Raw genomic sequence first — 24,491 nt, 5'->3', positions numbered from 1 at the left:
GGTACGCCATCCGCCCCGTCCGTCACTCCCGTTACACGCCGAACCGCTACCCGTCGCCTCACGGCCGCCGGTAGCGGAAGGTTCGGGTCACGTACGGCATCTCGATCAGCTCACGTCCCGCGGTGTCCGGATGGCCCGCCAGCAGCTCCCGTACGTTGCCCAGGATCCGGTCGCGGACCTGCGGTTCGGCCTGGATCACGTAACTGCGACTCCGGATCATCGCCTCGATGTCGTCCGGACTCATCGGCCGGGTCCAGCTGGTCTCGTGCCGCTCCGGGGACCCGAACGGCGCGGCCACCGGCGGACCTTCGGCAGCGATCAACCCGTGGTCGGCCGCTCCGTGGATGTCCTTGCCCAATTCACGGACCCAGTCGTACGACTCGTCCCGGACATTCCAGATCAGCCCGAGAACCCCGCCGGGCTGCAGCGCCCGGGCGACCTCGGCCGATCCGCGGACCGGGTCCACCCAATGCCAGGCCTGACCGAAGGTGATCGCCGCCGCAGCAGCGTCCTCGAACGGCAGCTGCTCACCGCTGCCCTGCCGGGTCTCGATGCCGGTGATCTGCTCGAGCATCTTCCGATCCGGGTCGACCGCAACGACCGGACGGCCGGTCGCTGCGATCACCCGGGTGAGCTTGCCGGTGCCGGCACCGACATCGACCACCAGGCCCTCGGAGGCGACACCGTCCAGCAGCCAGTCGATCGATTCCCGGGGATAGTCGGGCCTGCCCTGCTGGTAGGCGGCTGCGGCTGCTCCGAAGGTCTGCATGGGCTCCCCTGTTTCCTGGTGATCGGGATCGGCCCGGCCGGGATGGCTAGGCTCGGCGCCGTGGTTGAGCGTACGGCGCGAACATTTCTGATTACCGGCGGCGTCCGGTCGGGCAAGTCCACCTACGCCGAACGGCTCGCCGAATCCCTGGGCGCTGCGGTCAGCTATGTCGCGACCGGACCGCAGCCGAGCGCCGACGATCCGGAGTGGGCTGCCCGGGTTGCCGACCACCGGGCCCGACGGCCGTCCGACTGGACGACCATCGAGTCCCTGGACCTCGGCTCCGTCCTGGATTCGGCGACCGGGACGGTGCTGATCGACTGTTTCGGCACCTGGACCACCGCGGTGATCGACGAACTGGACGGGTGGGACGCGCCGACGGCGGACTGGAAACCGGAGTTCGATGATCGGCTACAGGCAGTGGTCTCGGCCTGGCAGTCCTGCGATCGGCCGATCGTGGCTGTCAGCAACGAGGTCGGCTGGGGCGTCGTCCCCGCCTATCGCTCGGGACGGATCTTCGCCGACCTGCTGGGCGAGGTCAACCGGACGATCGCCGCGATCAGTGATCAACTCGTGCTGATGGTGGCCGGCCGCCCGATGATCGTCCCGGCACCTGCCGGGCGCATCGATCAGTAGCGCACCAGCATCGCAACGACCATGATCGTCGCGGTGATCTCCACCGCGGCGCCGAAGACGTCCCCACTGACACCGCCGAGCCGCTTGACCGCATGCCGGACCAGCACCAGGCAACCTGCGTAGCCCGCCAGCCCGCCGATCACCCCTGCCTGAGCACCGGTCGGACCATGATCGAGAATCCCGGCGCCGGCCATGATCACGATCGACGCCAGCGCGATGATCACGGACGCCGGCACCGGCACGCTGCCGGCGACCGTCGCCCCGAGCCCGTCCGGCCGGGCCGACGGCACACCATGACTGCAGGCCAGCGCCAGCGCCGTCCGGGACAGACAGATGATCACCGCAATGGTGACCGCACCGGGCAGATCTGCGGCCAGCGCACCGAAGCCGTACGCCTGCAGCCCGCCGACGATGATCAAGGCGATCACACCCATCGGGCCGACGTCACCGCTGCGCATGATCGTCAACGCCCGGTCTCGGTCCCAGCCGGAACCGAAACCGTCGACGGTGTCGGCCAGCCCGTCCAGATGGAACGCCCGGGTGCCGAGCGCCAGCACGGCGAAACCGATCAGGCCGGCGACCGGCGCCGGCAGTCCGAGCAGCCGTGCGGCCCAGCTGACCAGCGCCACCGCGACCGCGACCGGCAGCACCGCGACAGGCGCCCACAGCATCATCGCGGCCGCGGACCGCCGGTCGAAGCGGCCACCGCGGACCGGCAACACGGTCAGCAGCCCGACCGCGGACAACAGCGAGCGCACCCTAGAGATCCGAGAGCAGCGCCATCGAGCCCATCAGCAGCACCGCGGACCGGACCAGCGGGACCGCGGCCAGGGCGCCACTCCCCTCCCCCAGCCGCATCGAGGCGTCGACGACCGGTACCAGGCCGAATTTCTCCAGTGCCAGCCGCTGCCCGGGTTCGGTCGACCGGTGCCCGGCGCGACACCAGGCCATCACCCCGGGCGCGAGATCTTCGGCGGTGACCGCCTCGGCGACCGCGATCAGGCCGTCGAGCAGGATCGGCACCCCGGCGTTTGCCGCAGTGACCATGGTCGCCACCCCGGCAACCAGATCGGCGGAACCGAGCGCCACCAATCGCTGCCACGGGTCTTGCGCCCGCTCGCCCACCCGCTCCAGTGCGGTGGCGACCAGCGCGGTCTTGTGCTGCAGCGCCTCGCCGGCCACCCCGGTCCCGGCGCCGGTCACGAGCTCGGCAGGCAGGCCGAGGGAGGCGGCGATCAGGCAGGCCGACGGGGTGGTGTTGCCGATTCCCAGATCACCGACGATCAGCAGGTCGGTGCCGTCCGCGATCACCCGCTCGGTGATCGCCACGCCGGCATCCCACGCCCGCCGTGCCTCACCCTCGGTCAGGGCGTCGGTCAGGTGCAACGGTGCCGACGACCGGCGGACCTTGTAGCGGGTGACCTCCTCGGGTACGCCCGACAGGTCGTCATCGACACCGAGATCGTAGATCCGCAGGTCGACCCCATGCTGGGCGGCGAGCACGGTCGCGGCGGCCCGGCCCGCGACGAAGGTGCGAACCATCGCCGGCGTCACCTCGCGCGGATAGGCCGAGACCCCGTGCTCGGCGACCCCGTGGTCGCCGGCCAGCACGATCGCCCGGACCCGGTCCAGCGGCCGCGCCGGGACGCTGCCCTGGCAGGCCGAGATCCACGCGGCGAGATCCTCCAGCCGGCCGAGCGAGCCCAGCGGCTTGGCCAGGCCGTCCAGGTGCTCGCGGGCCAGGCGTTCGGCGCGCTGATCCGGCGCCGGTATCGGCGTGGGCACAGCCACGGGTGGGGCGGTATCGGTCATCGGCGCTCCTGATGCTCGGTGATGGTCGTGGCCAACTCTGCCCGCCCGGCCACTGGTACGGGACCAGCACAGCCGACCGTCCCGGACCCGGGGCGCCGGCAATGCTGCAGTCGTTCCTTCCTCGTGGATCGAGTCTGACAGAGAGTCCTGTCAAGGACGACGACACATGAAGACCGCCGATTTCGACAGCGCCGACGGGTCGACTTCAGTGGTAGTGGTCCCAGCCAGTGCTGTCGTCCCAGGCCGCACCGTCGACAGTGACGGCCGGACCGTCCGCCGGCTCGTCGACCGTTCCGATCACCGTCCAGCCTTGCGGGACGTCGCCGTCCGCGAACGTCGCTGCCAGCCCGTGGTCCTCGCCACCGGTCAGGATCAGGATGTACGGGTCCGACCCGGTCGCCGCGGCGACGGCGTGCAAGGGATCCGGCACCTCGAAGGCATCACGGTGAACGTCGATGGACACCCCGGACCTCTCGGCGATGTGACCAAGATCAGCCAGCAGTCCGTCGGAGATGTCGATCATGGATGTCGCGCCGGCCAATGCAGCAACTTTTCCCTGCCCGTACGGCACTTCCGGCACCTGGTAGGCCGTCACCGCGGCCCGAGGGGAGCGGAATCCGCGGCCGAGCACCGCCCAACCGGCGGCCGCCCAGCCCGATCGTCCGCAGAGCGCGACGACGTCGCCGGGCCGGGCGCCGGAACGAGTGACGGCGGCCCGACCCTCCAGGGTGCCGAAGACCGTGACCGAGATCGCGATCTCGTCCGAGCGGGTGATGTCGCCGCCGAGCAGGGCCACTCCGGTCGTGTCACACTCGGCGCGCAGCCCGCGGGCGAAATCCAGCACCCAGGCCTGCGGGGTGTCCGGTGGCGCCGCGAATCCGACGACGGCACCGGTCGCGGTGCCACCCATCGCCTCGATGTCGGCGACGTTGACCGCGATCGCCTTGCGCCCGACGGATTCCGCCGGTGACCACTGGGTCTTGAAGTGCACGCCCTCGATCAGCAGATCGACCGAGCACACCACGGGTCCGTCGATCGTCAGCACGGCGCCGTCGTCGCCAGGCCCGATCAGCACGTCGGAGCGCTCGGGCAGCCCTGCGGTGATCATGTCGATCAACCCGAATTCGCCGACCTCGGCCAGCGTCGGTCCGCCCGGGGTCGTCGGCTGGCTGAACAGGCTCAAGGACTCTCTCCATCCATGACGGTCAATCTTCTGAGGTAGCGTGATCCCCGCCAGAGCGTACTTCAGGAGGGTGGGTCACTATGTCCGTGCAGGCGTACATCCTGGTTCAGACAGGTGTCGGCCAGGCGGCCGATGTCGCAGCGCAGATCCGCGACATCTCCGGCGTGACGCTGGCAGAGGACGTCACCGGCCCGTACGACGTGATCGTGCGCGCCGAGGCCGCCAGCGTCGACGAGCTCGGCTCGCTGGTCGTCGCCAAGGTGCAGACCGTCGCCGGCATCACCCGCACGGTCACCTGTCCGGTGGTGCACATCTGAGTTGTCGCCACAATCTCATCCGACCGGGTTGTTCCGGCTCGGACGTCTCCCGGCTCTGGCCGGAGTCGCAGCCGCCGTCGCAGTGCTGGCCGCCTGTTCCGGTCCGGTGGACCTGACCGCACCGACGCCGCAGGCGAAGGCCCGGACGATCTGCCGGGACCTGGTCTCCCACACCCCCGACGTCGTCGACAGCCAGAAGCGCCGTGAGATCGCCCATCCGTCGCCGTACACCGCGGCTTGGGGCGATCCGGCGATCACCCTGTCCTGCGGCGTGCCCAAACCTCCGGCACTGAATGCGGCGAGTGAATGCTTCGAAGTCAACGGCGTCGGCTGGTTCTCCGAGAAACAGGCCGCCGGCTACCGCTTCACCACGATCGGGCGGAAGGTGTACGCCCAGGTGATGGTGCCGAAGAAGTACGTTCCGTCGGATCCGCTGGTCGACCTGTCGAAGGCGATCAGCGATCAGCTGCCGGTGGTCCAACCCTGCGTCTGATCAGCGGTCATGATCAGCGCAGGCCGGTCGGCCGTTTGACGGCCAGCTGCAGCAACCGATCGACCAGACTCGGATAGTCGATACCGCTGGCAGCCCAGACCTGCGGAAACATCGAGTGCTCGGTGAAGCCGGGCATCGTGTTGATCTCGTTGATCACCGGGCGTCCTTCAGCGGTCAGGAAGAAGTCCACCCGGGCCAGGCCTTCGCCGCCGATCGACTCGAACGCCCGCGAGGCCAGTGCCTGCAGTTCCGCGACCACGTCGGCATCCAGGTGCTGGGCGGGTACGTCGAGATCGACCTGCTCCTCCGGCAGGTACTTGGCCTGGAAGTCGTAGAAGCCTGAGTCGTTGTGCATCCTGATCTCGGCCACGGCGCTGACCTGCGGCAGGCCGCCGTCCAGCGACTCCAGCACGCCACACTCCAGCTCGCGAGCGTGTTCGAGCCCCTCCTCGACCACGATCTTGGGGTCGAAGCGGTGGGCGTAGTCGATCGCCGCCTCCAGCTGGGACTCGTCGATGATCTTGGTGATCCCGATGCTGGAGCCGCCGCGGGCCGGCTTGACGTAGAGCGGATAGTTCAACGAGGACACCGACTTCAGCGCCTGGGCCGGATCGCGGCGCCAGTCGGCCGGGGTGATCACCGCGTACGGCCCGACCGGCAGTCCGGCGGCGGCGAAGACGGTTTTCATGTAGTGCTTGTCCATGCCGACGGCGCTGGCCAGCACTCCCGAGCCGACATAGCGGGTGCCCATCATCTCGAAGAGCCCCTGGATCGTGCCGTCCTCGCCGAACGGGCCGTGCAGCAGGGCGAAGGCGACGTCCACCGGGCCGACCTCGGCCAGCGCCGCCCCGCCTTCGGCACGCCGCACCAGCTGGCTGCCCGTGGTGCCCGGCAACAGGATCGCCTGTGATCCGGATCCGGTCAGGCCATTGGTCGTCAACTCGGGAAGCTGTCCGTCCTGTACGTCGAGGGCGATGATCTCCTCACGCGGCACGACCACCCAGCGTCCGTCACGGGTGATGCCCACCCCGACGACGTCATAGCGCTCCGGGTCGAGGGCAGCGGCGACGCCGTGCGCCGTCAGACAGGACACGGGATGCTCCTCGCTCGCGCCGCCGAACACCAACGCGACCCGGATCCTTGCCATCTGCCCTCCTTCGTCATCGCGACCTTACATGGCTGTTGAGCCTGCACGTCGTAGCCGCGCACAGCCGTGGCAGCCGCATATCGCAGACTGTGACCTATGCAGAACGACCGAGACCAGGCCATCGGCGGCCATCCGAACTGGAAGCCCGAGACCCTCGCCGTCGCCGCCGGACGGCCCGACCGGGTGCCCGACGCGCCGCTGAACCAGCCGATCGTGCCCGCCTCGACCTATATCGGCGGCAGCACGACCGACCTCGTCGGTTACGGCCGCTACGGCAATGCCGGCTGGAGCGCGCTGGAGGATACGGTTGCTGCCCTCGAGGGAGGGTCCCGGGCGCTGGCCTTCGCCAGTGGGATGGCCGCCGCCGCTGCCGTGCTGGCTGCCGTGCCCGCCGACGCCACGATCGTGATTCCAGAGCATTGCTATCTGGGAGTCGCCGGCCTGGCCGATGAGTACCGGCAGCGGCACGGCCTGACGGTCCGTACGGTCGACATCGCCGATACCGCTGCGGTGCTGCGGGCGGCCGACGGCGCCGAACTGGTCTGGATCGAGACCCCGGCCAACCCGACCATGGATGTCGCCGACCTTCCCGCGATCGCCGCCGCACTGCCGGCGGAATGCCTGCTGCTGGTGGACAACACCTTCGCCACCCCGCTGCTGCAGCAGCCGCTGACGCAGGGAGCTGACATCGTGCTGCATTCGGCGACCAAGTTCCTGTCCGGGCATTCCGATGCGCTGTGCGGAATCCTGGTCTTCGGGTCCGACACCGATGCCGAGCTTGTCGCTCGTGCCGAGAGCGCCCGCAAGCTGCACGGCGCGACCCCGGGCGTGCTGGAGGCGTATCTGGTCCTGCGCGGGATCCGTACGCTGCCGGTCCGGCTGCGCCAGGCCGAGGCCAGCGCCAAGGTACTGGCCGGTCTGTTGGCCGATCACCCACTGGTCGATCGGGTCCGCTACCCCGGCTTCGGATCGATGCTCGCCATCGATCTCACTGATGCCGAGAGTGCCGACCGCTTCATCGGCAACCTGCGCTTGTGGGTACACGCGACGAGCCTCGGCGGTGTGGAGTCGACCCTGGAGCGCCGCCGGCGCTGGCCGTCGGAGCTGCCTTCCGTGCCGCCGGGGCTGGTGCGGATGTCGGTCGGTGTCGAACACGTCGACGATCTCGCGAGCGATCTGCTCACAGCTCTGGACCTCGCTCGATCCTGATCGTTCGCACCAGCAGAACGGCGACCACCGCCGCGGCGGCCAGGATTGCCAATAGAGGCGGGGGCAGGAGCAGCCAGACGCCGGCATGATCGCCCGTGCCGTACCTTCCCGAGATCCACTCGATCATGAGCTGCACTCCGGCAGGTGCTTTACGGACGTTCGAACTGGCCACAAGACCCAGTTGGATCGACTGCACCGCAGGGATCACGAGCAGCAGCGCCGTCAACAACAGGCCGCCGAACAACGGCCCGGCCCGGAATCTACGGCGAAGCGCCGAGAACAGCGGGGTGAGTGCGAAGATCGCCGGCACTGCGACCCAGACCGGCGGGACGAGTGCGATGAACGAGTTCAGGCGACCCGCCGAGATCAGCCGGAGGAAGTGCTCCGGCAGCAGCGGGGTGAGGCCGACGAGGAGCCACGGGGCGAAGATCATCAGAAGCCACCGGCTGTACCGGCCCGCCGGCCGGAGCCACCCGATACCGAAGGCGGCAAGCCCGGCAACGCACAACTGGGCCGGCAGCGCGACCAGCGGTGGCAGCCAACTGTCGATCACCGATCGTGCCGCCTCCGGCCGGGTCATGCCCGGGGGCAACGATCCGATGTCGAACAGGGCCGATACCCAGTTCCGTTGCGCGATCATCAATGCCAGCGCGACAACGCAGCCCACGGTCGCCGCGACGATTCCCGGCAGCAGCCGACCCGGAGCGGGCGATTCGTGGACATCGAATCGGATCTTCGACGCCACCAAGAGCAGGCCTGCGACTGCCCCGAACACCCACAGGATGACCAGGAGCACCACCGCCAGTGCCGCCGCGCGACCGGGTTGGAGATTCACCAGGTTGCGGTACAGGAATTCACCCGACCCCGGATCCCGGGAAACCATGAGGGCCGAGAGATCGAACGATTGCAGACCCCAGGCCAGACAGCCGAGCACGGTCACGCCACCAATGATCAACGAGACGCTCAGCCTCCGCGTGGAGAGCTGGGCGAGCGCCGTGACAGCAATGACGATCGGCAGGTAGCCGACAACGACAGTGATGATCACCGGATGGGATCGCAGCTGCTGCGTGGGCAGCGTCAGCAGGACACCCACCGGGGCGTAGCTGACGAGGAAGAGCGCCAACAGGATGCGGATGAACGTGCCGACCCGCGCCGTCGATCGGGAGGCAAGGATCCCGATCACGGGACCGATGATCAGTCCGCCGGCCAGCAACAGACAGCCCTGTGCCAGCCCCACCAGCACTGAGTCGACGAAGACGTGGGGCGCGGCGAAGTTGTGCGTGGAGAATCCGGTGGCCTGCGGGGCGGTGAAGTAATCCAGTGTCGCGCTCAAGCTCCACCGGACCGTACGGACAGCCGGCACGACCAACTGCCACGCCAACAACACCACAGCGGGTGCCAGAGCCAGCCACCCCCACGGACTCCAGCGATCCTCCCGGTGCGGACTGACGGAAGTGCGGTCTGCGGCGGTGGGGGACGTCACCGCCGCAACGTACCGTGACCACGGGTCAGGCCGACTCAGTAACGCTCGGGTTTGGGCGCCCGCGCCAGCAGTGCCTGGACCAGTGATCGCGGGTCGAGTGATCCTTCGATCACCGCGCAGACGGCATAGGTGATCGGCATCTCCACGTGGTGCTTCTCCGCGAGTGCTTTGATCGAGAAGCAGGACTTGACGCCCTCGGCGACCTGCCGGGTGGATCCGGCGATCTCAGCGACGGTCCGGCCGCGGCCGAGTTCCTCGCCGAAGGTGCGGTTGCGCGACAGCGGCGAGGAGCAGGTGGCGACAAGATCCCCGATCCCGGCGAGCCCGGAGAAGGTATGCGGATCGGCGCCCATCGCCTCGCCGAGCCGGATGATCTCGGCCAGGCCGCGGGTGATCAAAGACGCAGTGGCGTTGGCGCCGTAGCCCATCCCGGCCGCCATGCCCACGGCCAGGGCGATCACGTTCTTGGTCGCGCCACCCAGCTCGCAACCGATCACGTCGGTGTTGGTGTAGGGCCGGAAGGTAGCGGTGTGGAACAGCTGCTGGACAGCGATCGCCGTCTCCTCCCGGACACTGGCGACGACCGCGGCAGCAGGTTGTCGGCGGGCGATCTCGTGGGAGAGATTGGGCCCGGTCAGGACGGCGATCCGCTCCGGACCGGCGCCGGTCACCTCCATGATCACCTGACTCATCCGCAGGCCGCTGCCGAGCTCGATGCCCTTCGCCAGGCTGACGATCACTGCCTGATCGGAGATCTGCCATTGGGACAGGGTCTCGCGCAACGACTGCGACGGCACTGCCAGGACCACGAATTCGGCGTCCTGCATGGCGATCTGGGGATCGCGTTCGGCCCGCAGCGAGGGCGGCAGCTCGAGGTCGGTGAAGTAGTCGGGGTTGCGATGATCATTGTTGATCTTGTCGCAGACCTCCGCCCGACGGGCCCGGATGGTGACCCGGTGATCGTTGTCGGACAGGGTCAGCGCCATTGCGGTCCCCCAGGACCCCGATCCCATCACCGCCACCGTGCTCATTTGTCGGGATCGTACGCCACCGGCGGCTCGTCGCCGCGCACCCGGCCGACCAGCTCGGTGATCCGCGCCATGATCCGCTCGGTGGCCTGGTCGGCCGACAGCCCTTCCAGGTCGATCGGATCGCCGACCATCATCGTGATCAGCTTCCGCGGCAGGACAGCGGGGAGGCCGAGTCGTTTGCCGTAGAGGATCTTTTCGGCACCCCATTGACCGACGGGGATCACCGGCGCGCCGGTGCGGGCGGCGAGCCGGGCTGCGCCGGTCCGGCCCTTCATCGGCCACAACCCTGGGGCGGATGTGATCGTCCCCTCCGGGTAGATCACGACGTAACCACCGTCGGCCAACGCGGCGACCGCATGCTGCAGGGCGTCGGCCGCGTCGACGGAGCCGCGGTGGACCGGGATCTGGGCGATCGCTGTCAGGATCCTGCCCAGCACCGGTACGTCGAAGAGCGAGTCCTTCGCCAGGAACCTCGGCCAGTGGCCGCTGCGGGCCAGGAAGGCCCCGACCAGCACGGGGTCGACATTGGAGATGTGGTTGACGACAACGATCGCCGGACCGTCCGGGAGTTTGGAGACATCGCGCCAGTCGGGCCGGATGAGGCGTTCGACCGTCGCGATCACCAGCCGGGCGGCCGGTTTCAGCAGGGGTACGACGGGAGCAAGATCCACGCCCCAAGCTAACCCGATCAGGTGGCCGATCGGGTGCTGCCGTGCTGGGTTTGACAAGATCATCACATGAACGGCGTCGGATCGGTGGTAGCACTGAAACCAGCGGGGATCTCCAAATCCCGACTCGGCGCGCTGCCGGTACCGTTGCGTCGACGACTGTCCCGGTCCATGGCGCTCGACACGCTGGCCGCTCTGGCCGCAGCAACCGATCAACTCGTCGTCGTCGGCGGCGATCCCGAGCTCTCCGTGCAACTCCACCGGGCGGGCATCGCGGCGCGGTTGGTCCCCGAACCCGAGCCGGCCGGGATGAATGCGGCACTGGCAACAGGTGATCGACTGCTACGAGAACAACGGTTCACCCGGGTGCTGGCGGCCGTCGGGGACCTGCCCGCTCTGACTGCCGCAGTGCTCGAAGACCTGCTGGTGCGCACTGCCGAACTCCCCCGGTGCTTCGTCGCCGATCACACCGGCTACGGCACCACCCTGCTGATCGCCGAGGCGGGTCGGTTGGATCCGCGATTCCAGGGGCCGTCGGCGCAAGCACACCGGATGTCAGGAGCCGTACCCGTACCGGATGCGGATCCCCGGCTGAGCAGCGATGTGGACTCGGTCGAGGATCTCGATGCCGTGATCGGACTCGGGGTCGGCGCCCACACTGCGACGCTGATCACCGGTGACCGGCTCGGCGGCTACGTCAGCGCGACCGTCGCCGGCCCGGGGTTCGACGACGCGGATGGAGCGGGAGCGCTGACGGTGATCACCGACTCCGGGGTCCGGATGCCGCTGGCCGAAACCGCTCTCGACCCGCAGATCAGATTCCTTCGCCCCGGGCAGCGGGTGCATGCGGTCACCGACGGGCACCGTCTGGTGTCGGCTTGGCTCTAGCATCGGCCGAGACCCGAGTGTGGGAAACGACTGCGGAAACAAGGAAGGCCCGGACGGTGGAACCGTCCGGGCCTGCTTCCGTGATCTTGGCGTAGGCCAGGTCACGCCTTCTTGGCTGTGCGCTTGGCGGGCGCCTTCTTCGCAGCCGTCTTCTTTGCGGTGGTCCTCGTGGCCGGGGCCTTCTTGGCAACGGTCTTCTTGGCCGGCGCCTTCTTCGCCGGCGTGGTCTTCTTGGCGACAGTCCTGGCCGGTGTGGCCTTGCGAGCCGTCGTCTTCTTTGCCGGAGTCGTCTTGGTTGCGGCCGTCTTGGTGGCCGCCGTCTTGGTTGCGGCGGTCTTGGTGGTCGTCCTCTTGGCAGGAGCCTTGGTCGCTGCAGCCTTCTTCGTAGCAGCAGCCTTGGTGGCGGTGGCCTTGGTGGCAGTGGCCTTGGTGGCAGTGGCCTTGGTGGCAGTCGCCTTCGTCGCGGTCGTCTTGGTGGCCGTCGTCTTGGCAGCCGGTGCGGCGGCCTTCTTGGCCGTCAGCCGCGGCGGCTTCTTCTCGCCGGACACGTACGCCTTGAGGTCGGAGCCGGCGCGGAACTTCGGGACCGACGTAGCCTTGGCGCGCTTGCGCTCGCCAGTACGGGGATTGCGGACGATCCGAGCCGGACGGCGCACGCTCTCGAAGACGCCGAAGCCGGTGATCGACACCTTCTCACCGCGAGCGGTGGTGTAGGTGATCGTCTCGGTCACCGCCTGGAGCGCCTTGGCTGCCTGGGACTTACTGCCGTCGAACTGGGCGGCAAGCGCCTCGATCAATTCAGCCTTGTTCACAGCTTCCCTTCTTCGAACGCTTCTGTGCCGCACGGTGCGACTACAACAGCTAACGCTAGGGAAACTGAACCATGCAGACAACGACCACAAGCCCCGAAACGCCGTGTCGTAAGGAAATTCGGCGATTTCGGGGCTGTTAACGCCGGTTAACGGCGGTTTTTGGGCCCTCAGCTGCCCGTCTGGACCGGGATCGTGGTCGGCTTGTAGGAGGGGCGATTCGCCTCATAGGCAGCGATCTTGTCCTCCGCTCGCAGTGTCAGGCCAATGTTGTCCAGGCCTTCCAGCAGCCGCCAGCGGGTGTAGTCGTCGATCGTGAACGAGGTGGTGAAGCCGTCACTGGCCGTGATCGATCGGGCCTCAAGATCAACCGTGATCTCGGTCTCGGGGTGGTTCTCGACGATCTTCCACAGCTGCTCGACGTCCTCATGGCTGACCTTGGCCAGCAGCAGACCGGCGTTGCCGGAGTTGTTGGAGAAGATGTCACCGAACCGGGAGCCGATGACGACCTTGAATCCGTAGTCCTGCAGGGCCCAGACGGCGTGCTCACGGGACGATCCGGTGCCGAAATCCGGTCCGGTGATGAGAATCGTCGCGAGCTTGTACTGCGGCAGGTTCAGGACGAACTGCGGATCCTGCCGCCAGGCAGCGAAAAGACCGTCCTCGAAACCCGTCCGGCTGACCCGCTTGAGGTAGACGGCCGGGATGATCTGGTCGGTGTCGATGTTGCTGCGCCGCAGCGGCAGTCCGGTTCCGGTGTGGCTGGTGAACTTTTCCATGTTCTGGCTTTCCTCGTTGGGTGGGTCGACGGTGAGTGGTCGACGGTGGCCGTAGTGGGCGGATCAGCCGGCATCCGGAAGATCGGCCGGAGCCGTCAGCGTGCCGGTGACCGCTGTTGCGGCGGCCACCACCGGGGAGACCAGGTGCGTACGACCGCCCTTGCCCTGTCGGCCTTCGAAATTCCGGTTGGAGGTGGAGGCGCTGCGCTCACCCGGTGCGAGTTGGTCGGGATTCATGCCCAGGCACATCGAGCATCCTGCGCCGCGCCACTCGGCGCCGGCCTCCTTGAAGACCACGTCCAGTCCTTCCGACTCGGCCTGCAGCCGGACCCGGGCAGACCCGGGAACGACCAGCATGCGTACCGAATCGGCGATCTTGCGGCCCTTGATCACATCGGCCGCGGCTCGCAGATCCTCGATCCGGCCGTTGGTACAGGAGCCGAGGAAGATCGTGTCAACCGCGATCTCGCGCATCGGCGTACCGGCCTTCAGATCCATGTATTCCAGGGCCTTCTCGGCAGCGGTCCTGCTGGACTCGTCGAAGAAGGTCTCCGGATCGGGCACCGACGCGGACAGCGGCACGCCCTGGCCGGGGTTGGTTCCCCAGGTCACGAACGGCGACAACTCGGCAGCGTCAAGATCGACTTCGACGTCGAAGGTGGCGCCTTCGTCGGTACGCAAGGTCTTCCAGTACTCGACCGCCGCATCCCAATCCGCGCCCTGCGGCGCGTGCGGGCGGCCCTTCAGATATTCGAAGGTCGTCTCGTCCGGTGCGATGATCCCGGCCTTGGCGCCCCACTCGATACTCATGTTGCAGATCGTCATCCGGGCTTCCATGGACAGCCCTTCGATCACCGACCCGCGGTACTCGGCGACGTAGCCCTGACCCCCACCGGTGCCGACCTTCGCGATCAGCGCCAGCACCACATCCTTGGCGGTGACTCCCGCGGGCAGGTCGCCGTTGACGTTGACGGCCATCGTCTTCGGCTTGCGCTGCGGCAGCGTCTGGGTCGCCAGCACGTGCTCCACCTCTGACGTGCCGATGCCGAAGGCGAGTGCCCCGAAAGCGCCATGGGTCGAGGTGTGGGAGTCGCCGCAGACCACCGTCGTGCCGGGCTGGGTCAGTCCCAACTGCGGTCCGATGATGTGCACGATGCCCTGATCAAGATCGCCGAGCTTGTGGATCCGTAGCCCGAATTCCTCGGCGTTCTTGCGCAGCGTCTCCACCTGGGTCCGCGAGACCGGATCGGCGATCGGCTTGTCGACGTCGACCGTCGGGATGTTGTGGTCCTCGGTCAGCAGGGTGAGATCGGGCCGGCGAACCGGGCGACCGGCCTGCCGGAGACCGTCGAAGGCCTGCGGGCTGGTGACCTCGTGCACGAGGTGCAGATCGATGTAGAGAAGATCGTTGTTCTCGTCCGAGGTGACGGTGTGGGCGTCCCACAACTTCTCACTCAACGTCTTCGCAGTAGTCATCGGTGTTTGCTCCCTACGGCCATGATGATCTCGTGGACCCACGCACCGGTCGGCGTCGGTCCAGCATGGTGATCCTGTGTTGATCCAGCATTGTTGATCTTGATCGGAGTTATTGCCTGCCAGGACTTGCATTCCACAATTCGAGACGGCAATATCAAGACATGGACAACTCTAGCGGTGTCGGCGTTCTGGACAAAGCGGCCCTGGTCCTCGGGGCCCTCGAGACCGGACCGACGACCCTGGCCGGGCTGGTCGCGGCCACCGGGTTGGCCCGCCCGACCGCCCACCGACTGGCGGTCGCACTGGAACACCATCGTCTGGTGGGCCGCGATCTGCAAGGCCGCTTCGTGCTCGGCCCGCGGCTCGGCGAGCTGGCCTCGGCGGCCGGTGAGGACCGGCTGCTGGCGACCGCGGGCCCGGTTCTGGCCCGGCTCCGCGACATCACCGGCGAGTCGGCCCAGCTGTTCCGCAGGCAGGGTGACTATCGCGTCTGCGTCGCGGCGGCCGAACGTACGTCCGGGCTGCGGGACACGGTTCCGGTCGGTTCGCAGTTGACCATGACCGCTGGGTCCGCCGCCCAGATCCTGCTGGCCTGGGAGGAGCCGGAGCGGATGCAGCGCGGCCTGCGCGGCTCGCGATATTCGGCGGTGGCCCTGGCGGCCGTACGACGCCGTGGCTGGGCCCACTCGGTCGGCGAGCGCGAGGCCGGTGTGGCTTCGGTCTCGGCGCCGGTCCGGTCCCCTTCGGGGAAGGTGATCGCGGCTGTCAGCGTCTCCGGCCCCATCGAGCGACTATCCCGTCAACCCGGCCGACTGCATGCACCGGCGGTGATCGCGGCCGCCGAGCGGCTGTCCGAGGTGCTGCGCCGGACCGGCACCGAATAGCCGCTCCCGGATCAATCCCGGCCCCAGCCAGGCCGTACGCGACCCCAAACTCGAGTCGTCACGACTTCCGCGCCCCGATCGACGCGTACGCGACCGCAAACTCGACTTGTCACGACTTTCGCGACCCACCGGCCTCCCGGCCTCAGTGCGACCATCGAGAATTCGGTGGCGCGCCGACCACGGACACTGCGACGCTCAGGTGTCATGGATGACGCCGACTTCGTTGATCATGTCGCCGATCGGCTGGCCGCGCTGCCGGGAGTCGAGGCAGTGGCGCTCGGCGGATCCCGGGCCCAGGGCACTGCCCGCCCGGACAGCGACTGGGATCTGGCGATCTACTATCGCGGCAGCTTCGAACCGCGGACCCTGCGTGACATCGGCTGGCCGGGCGAGGTGTTCGACATCGGCGGCTGGGGCGGCGGGCTCTACAACGGCGGCGCCTGGCTGAGCATCGACGGTCGCAAGGTCGACGTGCACTATCGCGATCTCGGGGTGATCGACCATCAGCTGGCCGAGGCCGAGAGTGGCCGCTTCGTCGTGGAGCGGCTGATGTTCCATGTGGTCGGCATCCCCAGCTATCTGCTGCTCGCCGAACTCGCCCTCAATCAGACGCTGCGCGGATCCCTCCCCCGACCGGACTACCCCGAACGGTTGCGGGCCGAGGCTCCCGGGGCGTGGTGGGGCTGGGCGACCGGCACCCTCGACTACGCGTCGGCCAATCACGTGCCCCCAGGTCGTACGGCGATGGCTCTTGGACTCGCCGCCCAGGCAGCCGCTGCCGGCGCACACGCGGTGCTGGCGGCCCGCGGCCGATGGATCACCAACGACAAGAGGCTGCTGACCGAGGCCGGCCTTGATCATCTCGACGCGGTGTTCGCGGAGCGGATCGACGGACCGGACGACTTGGCTGAGGTGATGGCCCGGATCCGGACCGAATGTGGCGATGCCGTACGCCGCGCCGAGCGGGAATTGCTGGGGTACCAGGACTCGAACCTGAACTAACTGAACCAGAATCAGTCGGGCTGCCAATTACCCCATACCCCATGGGATTGCCGGCCGCGAACGCCCGGGCAACGAGGAAGAACTTTACTGCACTCCCCCGGCCACACCCAAACCGGCAGGCGGGCCGGTCACCGTCCGCAGCTTCAGCCCCCGGCCCGCGAGCCAGGCGAGCACGGCGAAGAGGGCGAAACTGCCTACGTCGAAGCCGGCGCTGGCCCAGCCGATCTGTTGCACGCCGCGGGTCTGCGACAGCGTCCCGGTGAGGGTGCCGAGACCGAATGCGTACACGTTGTTGATCACGTGCGCTCCGATCCCGGCCTCGATCCCGCCGGTCCGCCAGACCAGCATCGCGGCCAGCAGCCCGAAGGCGAACCGGTCCAGGAACAGCGGAAGGTTCTGGGTCCCGTGGAAGAGGGCGAAGACGAAGGACGAGACGATCACTCCGAACCACGGCGTCCGCACCACGCTTCCGAAGGCCTGCAGCAGATAGCCGCGGAACAGATACTCCTCCCCCGCCGCCTGCAACGGTGAGGTGATCAGGATGATCACGATGTAGACCCAGGCGTTCGGGATCGGTGCGATGTGGGTGCCCGGTTGGGTGACGACCGACAGCACCAGGTTGATCGCCAGTGTGACGGCCGCGATGCCGACACTGATCAAGAGATACCGCCAGCGCAGCCGCGGCCGGACCGAGCCGAGCCACCGTGGCCGGAGCTGGTGCACGACCATGATCACGACGAAAGCGATCGGGGTCAGTGCGGCGATTCCGAGATTGGTGCCGAGCACCCCGAAGGCGGTGCCGAACGCGACCGACTTCTGATAGTAGGCGTTGAAGGTCCCGCCAGGAGACGTGATCGTGAAGCCGAGCAGGATCACTGCCTGGCTGATCAGGGCGACCATCAGGAAGTACAGCGACAAGGCGACCACCACGCCCAGCAGCGACCGCCACCAGACGTAGGTCTGGGTGCGCAGCAACTGCGGATAGCTGACACCGGTCGGCGGTTGGAGGTCGAATCCGTACGACCTGGTGCTGGGCGTCGTGCTCATCGCGTTACGCCGGTCCTCACGCAACCGTCGCCCGGGCGCGGGAGATCCGGTTCAGGCTGGAGGTCTTGCCGAGCAGCTCCATCGACTCGAACAGCGGCGGCGAGATCCGCTTGCCGGTGATCGCCGCCCGGACCGGGCCGAAGGCGTTGCGCGGCTTGAGTCCGAGACCGTCGATGAGTGCCGCCCGCAACGCGGCCTCGATCTGATCGTGGCTGAACGGATCGAGCTCGGCGATCGCCCGGGCGGCCGCATCCAGCACCGGCAGCGAGTCCGGTTTCAGCCCGGCATCCTCGGAGATCTCGATGCGGTTGTCGTCGGCAAAGAGGAAATCCAGCAGAGGAACGGATTCGGACAGGGTGTTCATCCGCTCCTGCACCAGCGGGGTGGCCCGGGTGAGGATCTCGACCTGGTCGCTGGTCGGCGGATCGGCCACAACACCGGCGTCGACCAGATACGGCGTCATCCGGGTGGTGAGCTCGGCCTCGTTGAGCAGCCGGATGTGCTCGGCGTTGATCGCCAGACACTTCTTCGGATCGAACCGGGCTGGATTCGCATTCACCCGGCGGATGTCGAACGCCTGCACCATCTCGTCCATCGTGAAGATGTCCCGGTCGTCGGCGATCGCCCACCCCAGCAGAGCCAGGTAGTTCAGCAACCCGGCCGGCAGATAGCCCGCCTGTTGGTATTCGGCCAGCCCGGATCCCTTGTCTCGTTTGGAAAGTCGTCGGTTGCCCTCTCCCAGCACGGTCGGCAGATGTCCGAATCGCGGGATGCGACCCGAGCCGACACCCAGCTGCGCGAACGCCTCGTAGAGCACGATCTGACGCGGCGTCGAGGACAGCAGGTCCTCCCCGCGCAGGACGTGGGTGATCCCCATCAGCGCGTCGTCGGTCGGGTTGGTCAACGTGTACAGCGGCGAGCCGTCGGCGCGGACGATGACGTAGTCAGGGACGTTGGCAGCCTCGAAATGCACCGGGCCGCGGACCAGGTCGATGAAATCGATGGGCTGGTCAGGCACCCGGACCCGGATCACCGCGGGCGTGCCGGCGGCTTCTTTGGCTGCCACGTCGTCGGCAGCCAGATCCCGGCAGAAGCCGTCGTATCCGGCCGGACCGCTCCGTCCGGCCGCCTTGTGCCGTTCCTCGATCTCCTCCCGCGTACAGAAGCACTTGTACGCGTAGCCGCCCGTCAGCAACTGCCCGACGACGCCCGCATAGACGTCGAACCGCTCGGTCTGGACATACGGGCCGTACGGGCCGTCGACCTCAGGTCCCTCGTCCCAGTCCAGACCCAGCCAGCGCAACGCCGAGATCAGCCCCTCCAGCGAACCTTCCTGGTTGCGGGCAACGTCGGTGTCCTCGATCCGCAGTACCAGCTTGCCGCCGTAGTGCCGCGCGAACGCCCAGTTGAAGAGCGCGCTGCGAACGTTGCCGACGTGCAGGTTGCCGGTCGGCGACGGCGGGAACCGGACGCGTACGGCGGTCGGATCGAGATCGCCGAGGACATCATCCTCGGTCAGCAGTGCGGGGTCAGAACTCACGACGGTCCACTCTACCGGCGCCCTCCGCCACGCCGAGGGGTCACATATCCCTCAATCCGCGCGGCGTGTCGTCGGCGCTGGATCCACAGGCAGCACGACACGCCGCACGCATGAGGGAATTAGTGACTCCTCGCGCTATTGGGCGGAGACGATGGGATTCGACAGTGTGCCGATGCCCTCCACCTCGACCGACACCCGCTGGCCGGCCTCCATGCCGCCGACCCCGGCGGGCGTACCGGTCAGGATCAGATCCCCGGGCAGCAGCGTGGTGAAGCTGCTGATGTAGACGACCAGGTCGACGATCTTGTTCAACATCAGACTGGTCGAATCGTGCTGACGGCGCTCGTCGTCGACCATCGTGGTGATCATCAGATTCTCCGCCTCCTCGATCGAGAGATGGGTCACCATCCACGGCCCGATCGGGCAGAAGGTGTCCGAGCCCTTCGCCCGCGCCCACTGCTTGTCCGGACCCTGCAGGTCCCGGGCTGTGACGTCATTGGCGATCGTGTAACCGAAGATCACTTCCGGCACACGCTCGGCCGGGACCTCCTTGCAGATCCGGCCGATCACGATCGCCAACTCGCCCTCATAGCTCAGCTGCTGGGTGTAGGTCGGATAGACGATCGCCTCCTCCGGCCCGATCACCGAGGTGTTCGGCTTCAAGAAGATCAACGGGGTCTCGGGAATCTCGTTGCCCAGCTCGGCCGCGTGCTCGGCGTAGTTGCGCCCGACGCCGACCACCTTGCTGCGAGGGATCACCGGCGCCAGCAACCGCACATCGGCCAGCGGGAAGCGCTGACCGGTCAGCTGCACCTTGGTCGCCAACGGATCACCCGTCAGCGCCGAGACGGTGTCCGGGTGCTCACCGCCGTCGACGGCGAGCTCGACGATGCCGTACTGCGGATCCGAACCTGCGGAGAATCGAGCAATGCGCATGGGGTGAGGCTATCGTCCACCCATGGCCGAAGCATTCGACGCCCTCGAATTGATCAAGCTCAAGCGGGACGGCGGCACCCTCAGCACGGCTGCCATCGACTGGCTGATCAGCCGGTACGCCACCGGTACCGTCGCCGACGAGCAGATGGCCGCGATGAACATGGCCGTGTTCTTCCGTGGGCTGGACAGCGCCGAACTCTCGGCCTGGACGACAGCGATGATCAACACCGGCGAGCAGATGGACTTCTCCGGGCTGGGCCGGCCGACCGTCGACAAGCACTCGACCGGCGGCGTCGGCGACAAGATCACCCTGCCCCTGGCGCCGCTGGTCGCCGCCTGCGGTGCCGCGGTACCGCAACTGTCCGGTCGCGGACTTGGCCACACCGGCGGGACCCTGGACAAGCTGGAGGCGATTCCTGGCTGGCGTGCCGCACTGAGCACCGAGGAGATGCTGGGGCAACTGGACGAGATCGGTGCGGTGATCTGTGCCGCCGGATCGGGTCTGGCCCCGGCCGACCACAAGCTGTATGCGCTCCGCGACGTCACCGCGACGGTGGAGTCGATCCCGCTGATCGCCTCCTCGATCATGAGCAAGAAGATCGCCGAAGGGACCGGCGCCCTGGTCCTGGACGTCAAGACCGGCGGCGGTGCCTTCATCACCGAGCTCGACCGGTCGAAGGAGCTGGCCCGGACGATGGTCGGGCTCGGCGCCGACGCCGGGCTGCCGACGGTGGCGCTGGTCACCGACATGTCGACGCCGCTGGGACGGGCAGCCGGAAATGCGGTCGAGGTCGCCGAATCGGTCGAGGTGCTGGCCGGCGGCGGACCGGCCGACGTCATCGACCTGACACTCGCCTTGGCCCGCGAGATGCTCGGTCTGGCCGGCATCGACGACGTCGATCCGGCCGAGGTGCTCGACTCGGGCCGGGCCATGGACGTCTGGCGCACCATGATTGCTGCGCAAGGCGGTAATCCGGATGCCCCGCTCCCCCGGCCGCGGGAGACGGAGACCGTCCTGGCCGGCGGGGATGGTTACGTGACCCGGCTGGACGCGCTGCCCGTCGGCATCGCCGCCTGGCGGCTCGGCGCAGGACGCGCCCGCAAGGAGGACCCGGTCCAGGCCGCTGCCGGAGTGATCCTGCACGCCAAGCCGGGCGACAAGATCACCGCCGGCCAACCACTCTTCACGCTGCAGACCGACGACGCCTCCCTGATCCCCCGGGCCCGCGCGGCGCTGGACGGCGCCTGGGAGGTCGGTGACCAGCAACCCGACACTGAACCGTTGATCATCGACCGGATCGGAGCCTGACCCTTCGACAGGCTCAGGGATCGTATATCCGAAACCCCGTCGACAAGCCCGGCGTTCATCGGCACAGTGGGGATATGGAACTCGCCGAGATCTGGCCGCCGGACCAATTGGTGATCACTGCCGGTGACCTGGAGCTCAAGATCATCTCCGATGACGACCTACCGGATTTCGTCGATCTGGTGCTGGACGGGATCCATGACCCGGACTTCATGCCCTTCGGGGTTCCCTGGACCGCCGCACCCCGGGACGACCTGCCGGCGAACTTCGTCCGCTTCGTGTGGGCTCGCCGCAGCCAGACGTCGGTCGACGAGTGGACGCTGCCGTTCGCGGTCCGCCGCAACGGCGAGCTCGTCGGCACCCAGGACATCAAGGGTAAGCAGTTCATGATCACCCGTTCAGCTTCGACCGGCTCCTGGCTGGGCCGACGATTCCACGGCAACCGCATTGGCACGCGGATGCGGCAGGCGGTCTGCGCCTTCGCCTTCGATGAGCTCGGCGCAGTCGAGATCACGTCCGGCGCGTTCACCGACAACGCACCGTCGCTGGGAGTCAGCCGCAACGTCGGCTACCAGCCGAATGGTCTGCAGCGTACGGTCCGCAACGGCGTCGCCGCCGATCATCAACTCCTGCGGTTGATTCCCCAGACATTCAACCGCGGCGATCCGCTCACGGTCCGCGGCGCCGAGGCCGTACGCCGATTCCTCAAGATCGAGGAGTGAGACACCGATGCGGCTCGAGGAGATCTGGCCGCCGTTCGCCGTCGCGGTCACCGCTGGCGACCTGACACTGCGGGTCGTCCGTGACGAGGACCTGCCGGAACTTGTTGATCTTGCGCTGTCGGGCATCCATGATCCCGCGCTGATGCCCTTCTCCTTTCCCTGGACCGACGTCGACCCGTGCGAGTTGCCCGCCAACTTCGTACGGCATCACTGGCAGGTCAGATCCGCGCTCTCCGCTGCGCGTTTCAGCCTGGAGTTCGGTGCCCGACGCGATGGTCAACTCGTCGGCATCCAGGGGTTTTCCACCAACGACTTCGCAATCACCAGGACGGGCGAGACCGGTTCTTGGCTGGCCAAGCGATTCCACGGCCAGGGCATCGGCACCCGGATGCGGCGGGCGATGTGCGCCTTCGTGTTCGACGAGTTGGATGCGACAGAGATCACCTCCGGTGCATTCCTGGACAATCAGGCCTCCCTGGCGGTCAGCCGAAAGGTCGGCTATCGACCCAACGGCACCGAACACCTGGTCCGCCGTGGTGATCTCGCCGGGCTCCAGCGACTGGTGCTGACTCCCGGCGACTTCATCAGGGGCGACGAGATGATCACTGTCACCGGCGCTGAGTCGTTGCGTGTCTTTCTGGGGTTGACGGTTAGGTGAATCTGATCTTCCTGCACGGGCCGGCGGCGGCCGGCAAGCTGACCACTGCGCGAGCGTTGGAGGCCCGGCTGGGCTATCCGGTCTTCCACAACCACCTGACCGTCAACCTCCTGACCACGGTCTTCCCGTTCGGCTCCGAGCCGTTCGTCCGGCTGCGCGAGCAGATCTGGCTCTCTGTGATCACCGATGCGGCCCGTATCGGTCGCTCGCTGATCTTCACCTTCGCTCCGGAGTCCACCGTCCCGTTCGGATTCCCGCATCGACTGCGCGATGCCGTCGAGAGCCAGGGGGGCCGAGTCTGCTCGGTCAGGCTCACGGTCAGCGAGCAGGCCCAGGAAGCCAGGATCGGCAATGCCAGCAGGATCGAAGCCGGCAAATTGAGCGATCTCGAAGTGCTTCGCGCCGGCCGGGAGGATTCTTCGCCGGTGGAACAGCCACCCGCTGATCTGATCATCGACACCGACCGGAGCGAGCCAGCGGCGAGCGCCGGGACGATCATCCAGGTGTTCGGCCTGCGGCCCGAGCGGCCGGTGATCGCCTTCCCCGCTTAGCGGACGAACTCCGTCTTCGCCACCGTCCAGGCCCTGGCCTGATCCGACAACGTGATGCCGAGCCCTGGGCGGTCCGGGAGCCACATCCGGCCGTCCCGGGTCTCCAGCCGCTCGTCGAACAGCGGATCCAGCCACTCGAAGTGCTCGACCCAGGGATCGTTGCCCGGATATGCCGCGGCCAGGTGCAGATGGATCTCCATCGCGAAATGCGGCGCCAGGTCGAGGTGGCGTTGTTCGGCGTGGGCGGCGACCTTGAGGAACTGGGTGATCCCGCCGACCCGCGGTGCGTCCGGCTGCAGCACATCGGCTGCGCCGGCGTCGATGAGTTTCAGGTGCTCCCCGACGCTCGTCAGCATCTCGCCGGTCGCGATCGGGGTGTCCAGCCGTCGCGCCACCTCAGCGTGCCCTTCCACGTCGTATGCATCCAGCGGCTCCTCGATCCAGACCAGATCGAATTCCCCCAGCCGCCGCCCCATCCGGGTCGCGGTCGCGCGGTCCCACTGCTGGTTGGCGTCCACCATCAGGGGCACGTCATCACCGATCGCCTCGCGCACCGCGGTCAGTCGCTTCAGGTCGGTCCGCCAGTCCGGCTGCCCGACCTTGATCTTGATACCTCCGATACCGGCCTGCAACGACCGCAGCGCGTTGTCCACGACCTCCTCGATCGGTGCCTGCAGGAAGCCGCCCGAGGTGTTGTAGGTGCGGACGCCATCGCGGTGGGCGCCGATCAGTTTGGCCAGTCCGAGCCCGGCACGCTTGGCCTTCAGATCCCAGAGCGCGACGTCGATCGCCGCCAGCGCCTGGACCGACAACCCGCTGCGGCCGACCGACGCGCCCGCCCAGACGAGCTTGGTCCACAGTTTGCCGATATCGGACGGATCCTCGCCGATCACCTCCGGGGCGATCTCGCAGGCGTGGGCGTACTGGCCCGGCCCGCCGGCGCGTTTGGAGTAGGAGAAGCCGATCCCGCCGTCTCCGGACTCGGTGGTGATCTCGGCGAAGAGGAACATCACCTCACGCATCGGCTTCTGCCGTCCGGTGAGCACCTTGGCGTCGCTGATCGCCGTCACCAGGGGCAGCCGTACGGACGAGAGCGTGAGCGACGCGATCGTGTCAGCCATGCAGCCTGTCTATCAGGCTGCCTC

At 67.7% G+C, this 24,491-nt stretch carries 26 protein-coding genes and 1 tRNA gene; 11 read left to right on the top strand and 16 right to left on the bottom strand.

Annotated features, from left to right (window positions below; translation table 11 throughout):
- Window positions 1-58: 58 nt before the first annotated feature.
- Entirely contained in the window at window positions 59-769 is a 711-nt protein-coding gene (locus IEY07_RS02835) for a class I SAM-dependent methyltransferase (RefSeq protein WP_188893625.1), read from the bottom strand.
- Window positions 770-829: 60 nt separating this feature from the next.
- Here IEY07_RS02835 and cobU point away from each other — a divergent pair, with 60 nt between their 5' ends.
- Entirely contained in the window at window positions 830-1,405 is a 576-nt protein-coding gene (cobU, locus tag IEY07_RS02830) for a bifunctional adenosylcobinamide kinase/adenosylcobinamide-phosphate guanylyltransferase (RefSeq protein WP_229669628.1), read from the top strand.
- Here the strand turns inward: cobU and IEY07_RS02825 are convergent.
- The 3 genes from IEY07_RS02825 to IEY07_RS02815 all read right to left on the bottom strand — a co-directional run bounded on the left by IEY07_RS02825 (window position 1,399) and on the right by IEY07_RS02815 (window position 4,394).
- Window positions 1,399-2,163, bottom strand: coding sequence for an adenosylcobinamide-GDP ribazoletransferase (locus IEY07_RS02825; protein WP_188893623.1), 765 nt, complete (start codon window positions 2,161-2,163; stop codon window positions 1,399-1,401). The two genes, cobU and IEY07_RS02825, sit on opposite strands and share 7 nt — an antisense overlap.
- A gap of 1 nt (window position 2,164) precedes the next feature.
- On the bottom strand, window positions 2,165-3,217 hold the full coding sequence (cobT, locus tag IEY07_RS02820) for a nicotinate-nucleotide--dimethylbenzimidazole phosphoribosyltransferase (RefSeq protein ID WP_188893622.1): 1,053 nt from the start codon (window positions 3,215-3,217) through the stop codon (window positions 2,165-2,167).
- Window positions 3,218-3,422: 205 nt separating this feature from the next.
- Window positions 3,423-4,394: a thiamine-phosphate kinase gene (locus IEY07_RS02815; RefSeq protein ID WP_268239185.1), complete on the bottom strand. Its 972-nt coding sequence runs from the start codon at window positions 4,392-4,394 to the stop codon at window positions 3,423-3,425.
- Window positions 4,395-4,480: 86 nt separating this feature from the next.
- Here IEY07_RS02815 and IEY07_RS02810 point away from each other — a divergent pair, with 86 nt between their 5' ends.
- Both IEY07_RS02810 and IEY07_RS02805 read left to right on the top strand, forming a co-directional pair.
- The gene (locus tag IEY07_RS02810; protein ID WP_188893621.1) at window positions 4,481-4,717 is read left to right on the top strand and encodes an Lrp/AsnC ligand binding domain-containing protein; all 237 of its coding nucleotides are present in this window, start codon (window positions 4,481-4,483) and stop codon (window positions 4,715-4,717) included.
- A 1-nt stretch (window position 4,718) separates the two neighbouring features.
- Window positions 4,719-5,210 (top strand): DUF3515 domain-containing protein, encoded by a 492-nt coding sequence (locus tag IEY07_RS02805; RefSeq protein ID WP_229669627.1) that lies wholly within the window; start codon window positions 4,719-4,721, stop codon window positions 5,208-5,210.
- A gap of 13 nt (window positions 5,211-5,223) precedes the next feature.
- Here IEY07_RS02805 and IEY07_RS02800 read toward each other — a convergent pair whose 3' ends face one another.
- Window positions 5,224-6,357 (bottom strand): D-alanine--D-alanine ligase family protein, encoded by a 1,134-nt coding sequence (locus IEY07_RS02800; RefSeq protein WP_188893620.1) that lies wholly within the window; start codon window positions 6,355-6,357, stop codon window positions 5,224-5,226.
- A gap of 96 nt (window positions 6,358-6,453) precedes the next feature.
- Here IEY07_RS02800 and IEY07_RS02795 point away from each other — a divergent pair, with 96 nt between their 5' ends.
- Window positions 6,454-7,566 (top strand): trans-sulfuration enzyme family protein, encoded by a 1,113-nt coding sequence (locus tag IEY07_RS02795; protein ID WP_188893619.1) that lies wholly within the window; start codon window positions 6,454-6,456, stop codon window positions 7,564-7,566.
- On the opposite strand, the gene IEY07_RS02790 is transcribed toward IEY07_RS02795, so the two are convergent.
- From IEY07_RS02790 to IEY07_RS02780, 3 genes are read right to left on the bottom strand one after another with little or no spacing between them, the layout of a single operon-like run.
- Window positions 7,538-9,049, bottom strand: a complete 1,512-nt coding sequence (locus tag IEY07_RS02790) for a hypothetical protein (RefSeq protein ID WP_188893618.1) — start codon at window positions 9,047-9,049, stop codon at window positions 7,538-7,540. The genes IEY07_RS02795 and IEY07_RS02790 overlap by 29 nt on opposite strands.
- 35 nt (window positions 9,050-9,084) lie before the next feature.
- Window positions 9,085-10,080: an NAD(P)H-dependent glycerol-3-phosphate dehydrogenase gene (locus IEY07_RS02785; RefSeq protein WP_188893617.1), complete on the bottom strand. Its 996-nt coding sequence runs from the start codon at window positions 10,078-10,080 to the stop codon at window positions 9,085-9,087.
- Complete coding sequence (locus IEY07_RS02780) at window positions 10,077-10,751, bottom strand: lysophospholipid acyltransferase family protein (RefSeq protein ID WP_188893616.1); 675 nt, start codon at window positions 10,749-10,751, stop codon at window positions 10,077-10,079. The genes IEY07_RS02785 and IEY07_RS02780 overlap by 4 nt, the downstream gene beginning before the upstream one ends.
- Window positions 10,752-10,817: 66 nt before the next feature.
- On the opposite strand from IEY07_RS02780, the gene cofC reads away from it, so the two are divergent.
- Window positions 10,818-11,636 carry a 2-phospho-L-lactate guanylyltransferase gene (gene cofC / locus IEY07_RS02775; protein ID WP_188893615.1) on the top strand — a complete coding sequence of 273 codons (819 nt, stop codon included), beginning with the start codon at window positions 10,818-10,820 and terminating at the stop codon, window positions 11,634-11,636.
- A 101-nt stretch (window positions 11,637-11,737) separates the two neighbouring features.
- Here cofC and IEY07_RS02770 read toward each other — a convergent pair whose 3' ends face one another.
- From IEY07_RS02770 to leuC, 3 genes are all read right to left on the bottom strand, one after another.
- Window positions 11,738-12,448 (bottom strand): HU family DNA-binding protein, encoded by a 711-nt coding sequence (locus IEY07_RS02770; protein WP_188893614.1) that lies wholly within the window; start codon window positions 12,446-12,448, stop codon window positions 11,738-11,740.
- Between the two features lie 167 nt (window positions 12,449-12,615).
- A complete protein-coding gene (gene leuD, locus IEY07_RS02765) occupies window positions 12,616-13,224 on the bottom strand; it encodes a 3-isopropylmalate dehydratase small subunit (protein ID WP_188893613.1) in 609 nt (202 codons plus the stop codon).
- A gap of 63 nt (window positions 13,225-13,287) precedes the next feature.
- Window positions 13,288-14,700 carry a 3-isopropylmalate dehydratase large subunit gene (gene leuC, locus IEY07_RS02760; RefSeq protein ID WP_188893612.1) on the bottom strand — a complete coding sequence of 471 codons (1,413 nt, stop codon included), beginning with the start codon at window positions 14,698-14,700 and terminating at the stop codon, window positions 13,288-13,290.
- Between the two features lie 161 nt (window positions 14,701-14,861).
- Between leuC and IEY07_RS02755 the strand changes: the two genes are divergently transcribed.
- Together IEY07_RS02755 and IEY07_RS02750 are read left to right on the top strand one after the other, a co-directional pair.
- On the top strand, window positions 14,862-15,584 hold the full coding sequence (locus IEY07_RS02755) for an IclR family transcriptional regulator (RefSeq protein WP_188893611.1): 723 nt from the start codon (window positions 14,862-14,864) through the stop codon (window positions 15,582-15,584).
- Window positions 15,585-15,788: 204 nt separating this feature from the next.
- Entirely contained in the window at window positions 15,789-16,586 is a 798-nt protein-coding gene (locus IEY07_RS02750) for a nucleotidyltransferase domain-containing protein (RefSeq protein ID WP_188893610.1), read from the top strand.
- On the opposite strand, the gene IEY07_RS02745 is transcribed toward IEY07_RS02750, so the two are convergent.
- The 4 genes from IEY07_RS02745 to IEY07_RS02730 all read right to left on the bottom strand — a co-directional run bounded on the left by IEY07_RS02745 (window position 16,557) and on the right by IEY07_RS02730 (window position 20,109).
- Window positions 16,557-16,628, bottom strand: a tRNA-Gln gene (locus tag IEY07_RS02745). The two genes, IEY07_RS02750 and IEY07_RS02745, sit on opposite strands and share 30 nt — an antisense overlap.
- Window positions 16,629-16,670: 42 nt before the next feature.
- Window positions 16,671-17,633: a CPBP family intramembrane glutamic endopeptidase gene (locus IEY07_RS02740; RefSeq protein ID WP_188893609.1), complete on the bottom strand. Its 963-nt coding sequence runs from the start codon at window positions 17,631-17,633 to the stop codon at window positions 16,671-16,673.
- A 16-nt stretch (window positions 17,634-17,649) separates the two neighbouring features.
- The gene (gltX, locus tag IEY07_RS02735) at window positions 17,650-19,173 is read right to left on the bottom strand and encodes a glutamate--tRNA ligase (RefSeq protein ID WP_373288792.1); all 1,524 of its coding nucleotides are present in this window, start codon (window positions 19,171-19,173) and stop codon (window positions 17,650-17,652) included.
- A gap of 135 nt (window positions 19,174-19,308) precedes the next feature.
- A complete protein-coding gene (locus IEY07_RS02730; protein ID WP_188893608.1) occupies window positions 19,309-20,109 on the bottom strand; it encodes a fumarylacetoacetate hydrolase family protein in 801 nt (266 codons plus the stop codon).
- A 22-nt stretch (window positions 20,110-20,131) separates the two neighbouring features.
- Here IEY07_RS02730 and IEY07_RS02725 point away from each other — a divergent pair, with 22 nt between their 5' ends.
- The 4 genes from IEY07_RS02725 to IEY07_RS02710 all read left to right on the top strand — a co-directional run bounded on the left by IEY07_RS02725 (window position 20,132) and on the right by IEY07_RS02710 (window position 23,346).
- Window positions 20,132-21,418, top strand: coding sequence for a thymidine phosphorylase (locus IEY07_RS02725; RefSeq protein WP_188893607.1), 1,287 nt, complete (start codon window positions 20,132-20,134; stop codon window positions 21,416-21,418).
- 74 nt (window positions 21,419-21,492) lie between these two features.
- Window positions 21,493-22,137, top strand: coding sequence for a GNAT family N-acetyltransferase (locus tag IEY07_RS02720; protein WP_188893606.1), 645 nt, complete (start codon window positions 21,493-21,495; stop codon window positions 22,135-22,137).
- A 7-nt stretch (window positions 22,138-22,144) separates the two neighbouring features.
- Window positions 22,145-22,795 carry a GNAT family N-acetyltransferase gene (locus IEY07_RS02715; protein WP_188893605.1) on the top strand — a complete coding sequence of 217 codons (651 nt, stop codon included), beginning with the start codon at window positions 22,145-22,147 and terminating at the stop codon, window positions 22,793-22,795.
- Window positions 22,792-23,346 carry a P-loop nucleotide/nucleoside kinase family protein gene (locus IEY07_RS02710; protein ID WP_188893604.1) on the top strand — a complete coding sequence of 185 codons (555 nt, stop codon included), beginning with the start codon at window positions 22,792-22,794 and terminating at the stop codon, window positions 23,344-23,346. Before IEY07_RS02715 ends, IEY07_RS02710 begins: the two co-directional genes overlap by 4 nt.
- Here IEY07_RS02710 and IEY07_RS02705 read toward each other — a convergent pair.
- Window positions 23,343-24,467, bottom strand: coding sequence for an L-talarate/galactarate dehydratase (locus tag IEY07_RS02705; RefSeq protein ID WP_188893603.1), 1,125 nt, complete (start codon window positions 24,465-24,467; stop codon window positions 23,343-23,345). The two genes, IEY07_RS02710 and IEY07_RS02705, sit on opposite strands and share 4 nt — an antisense overlap.
- Between the last annotated feature and the right edge of the window lie 24 nt (window positions 24,468-24,491).

Origin of the sequence: Microlunatus endophyticus (assembly GCF_014646195.1) — a bacterium.
In the GTDB taxonomy this organism is placed as follows: domain Bacteria; phylum Actinomycetota; class Actinomycetes; order Propionibacteriales; family Propionibacteriaceae; genus Microlunatus; species Microlunatus endophyticus.
This window is presented reverse-complemented; position numbering and strand designations above follow the sequence as displayed.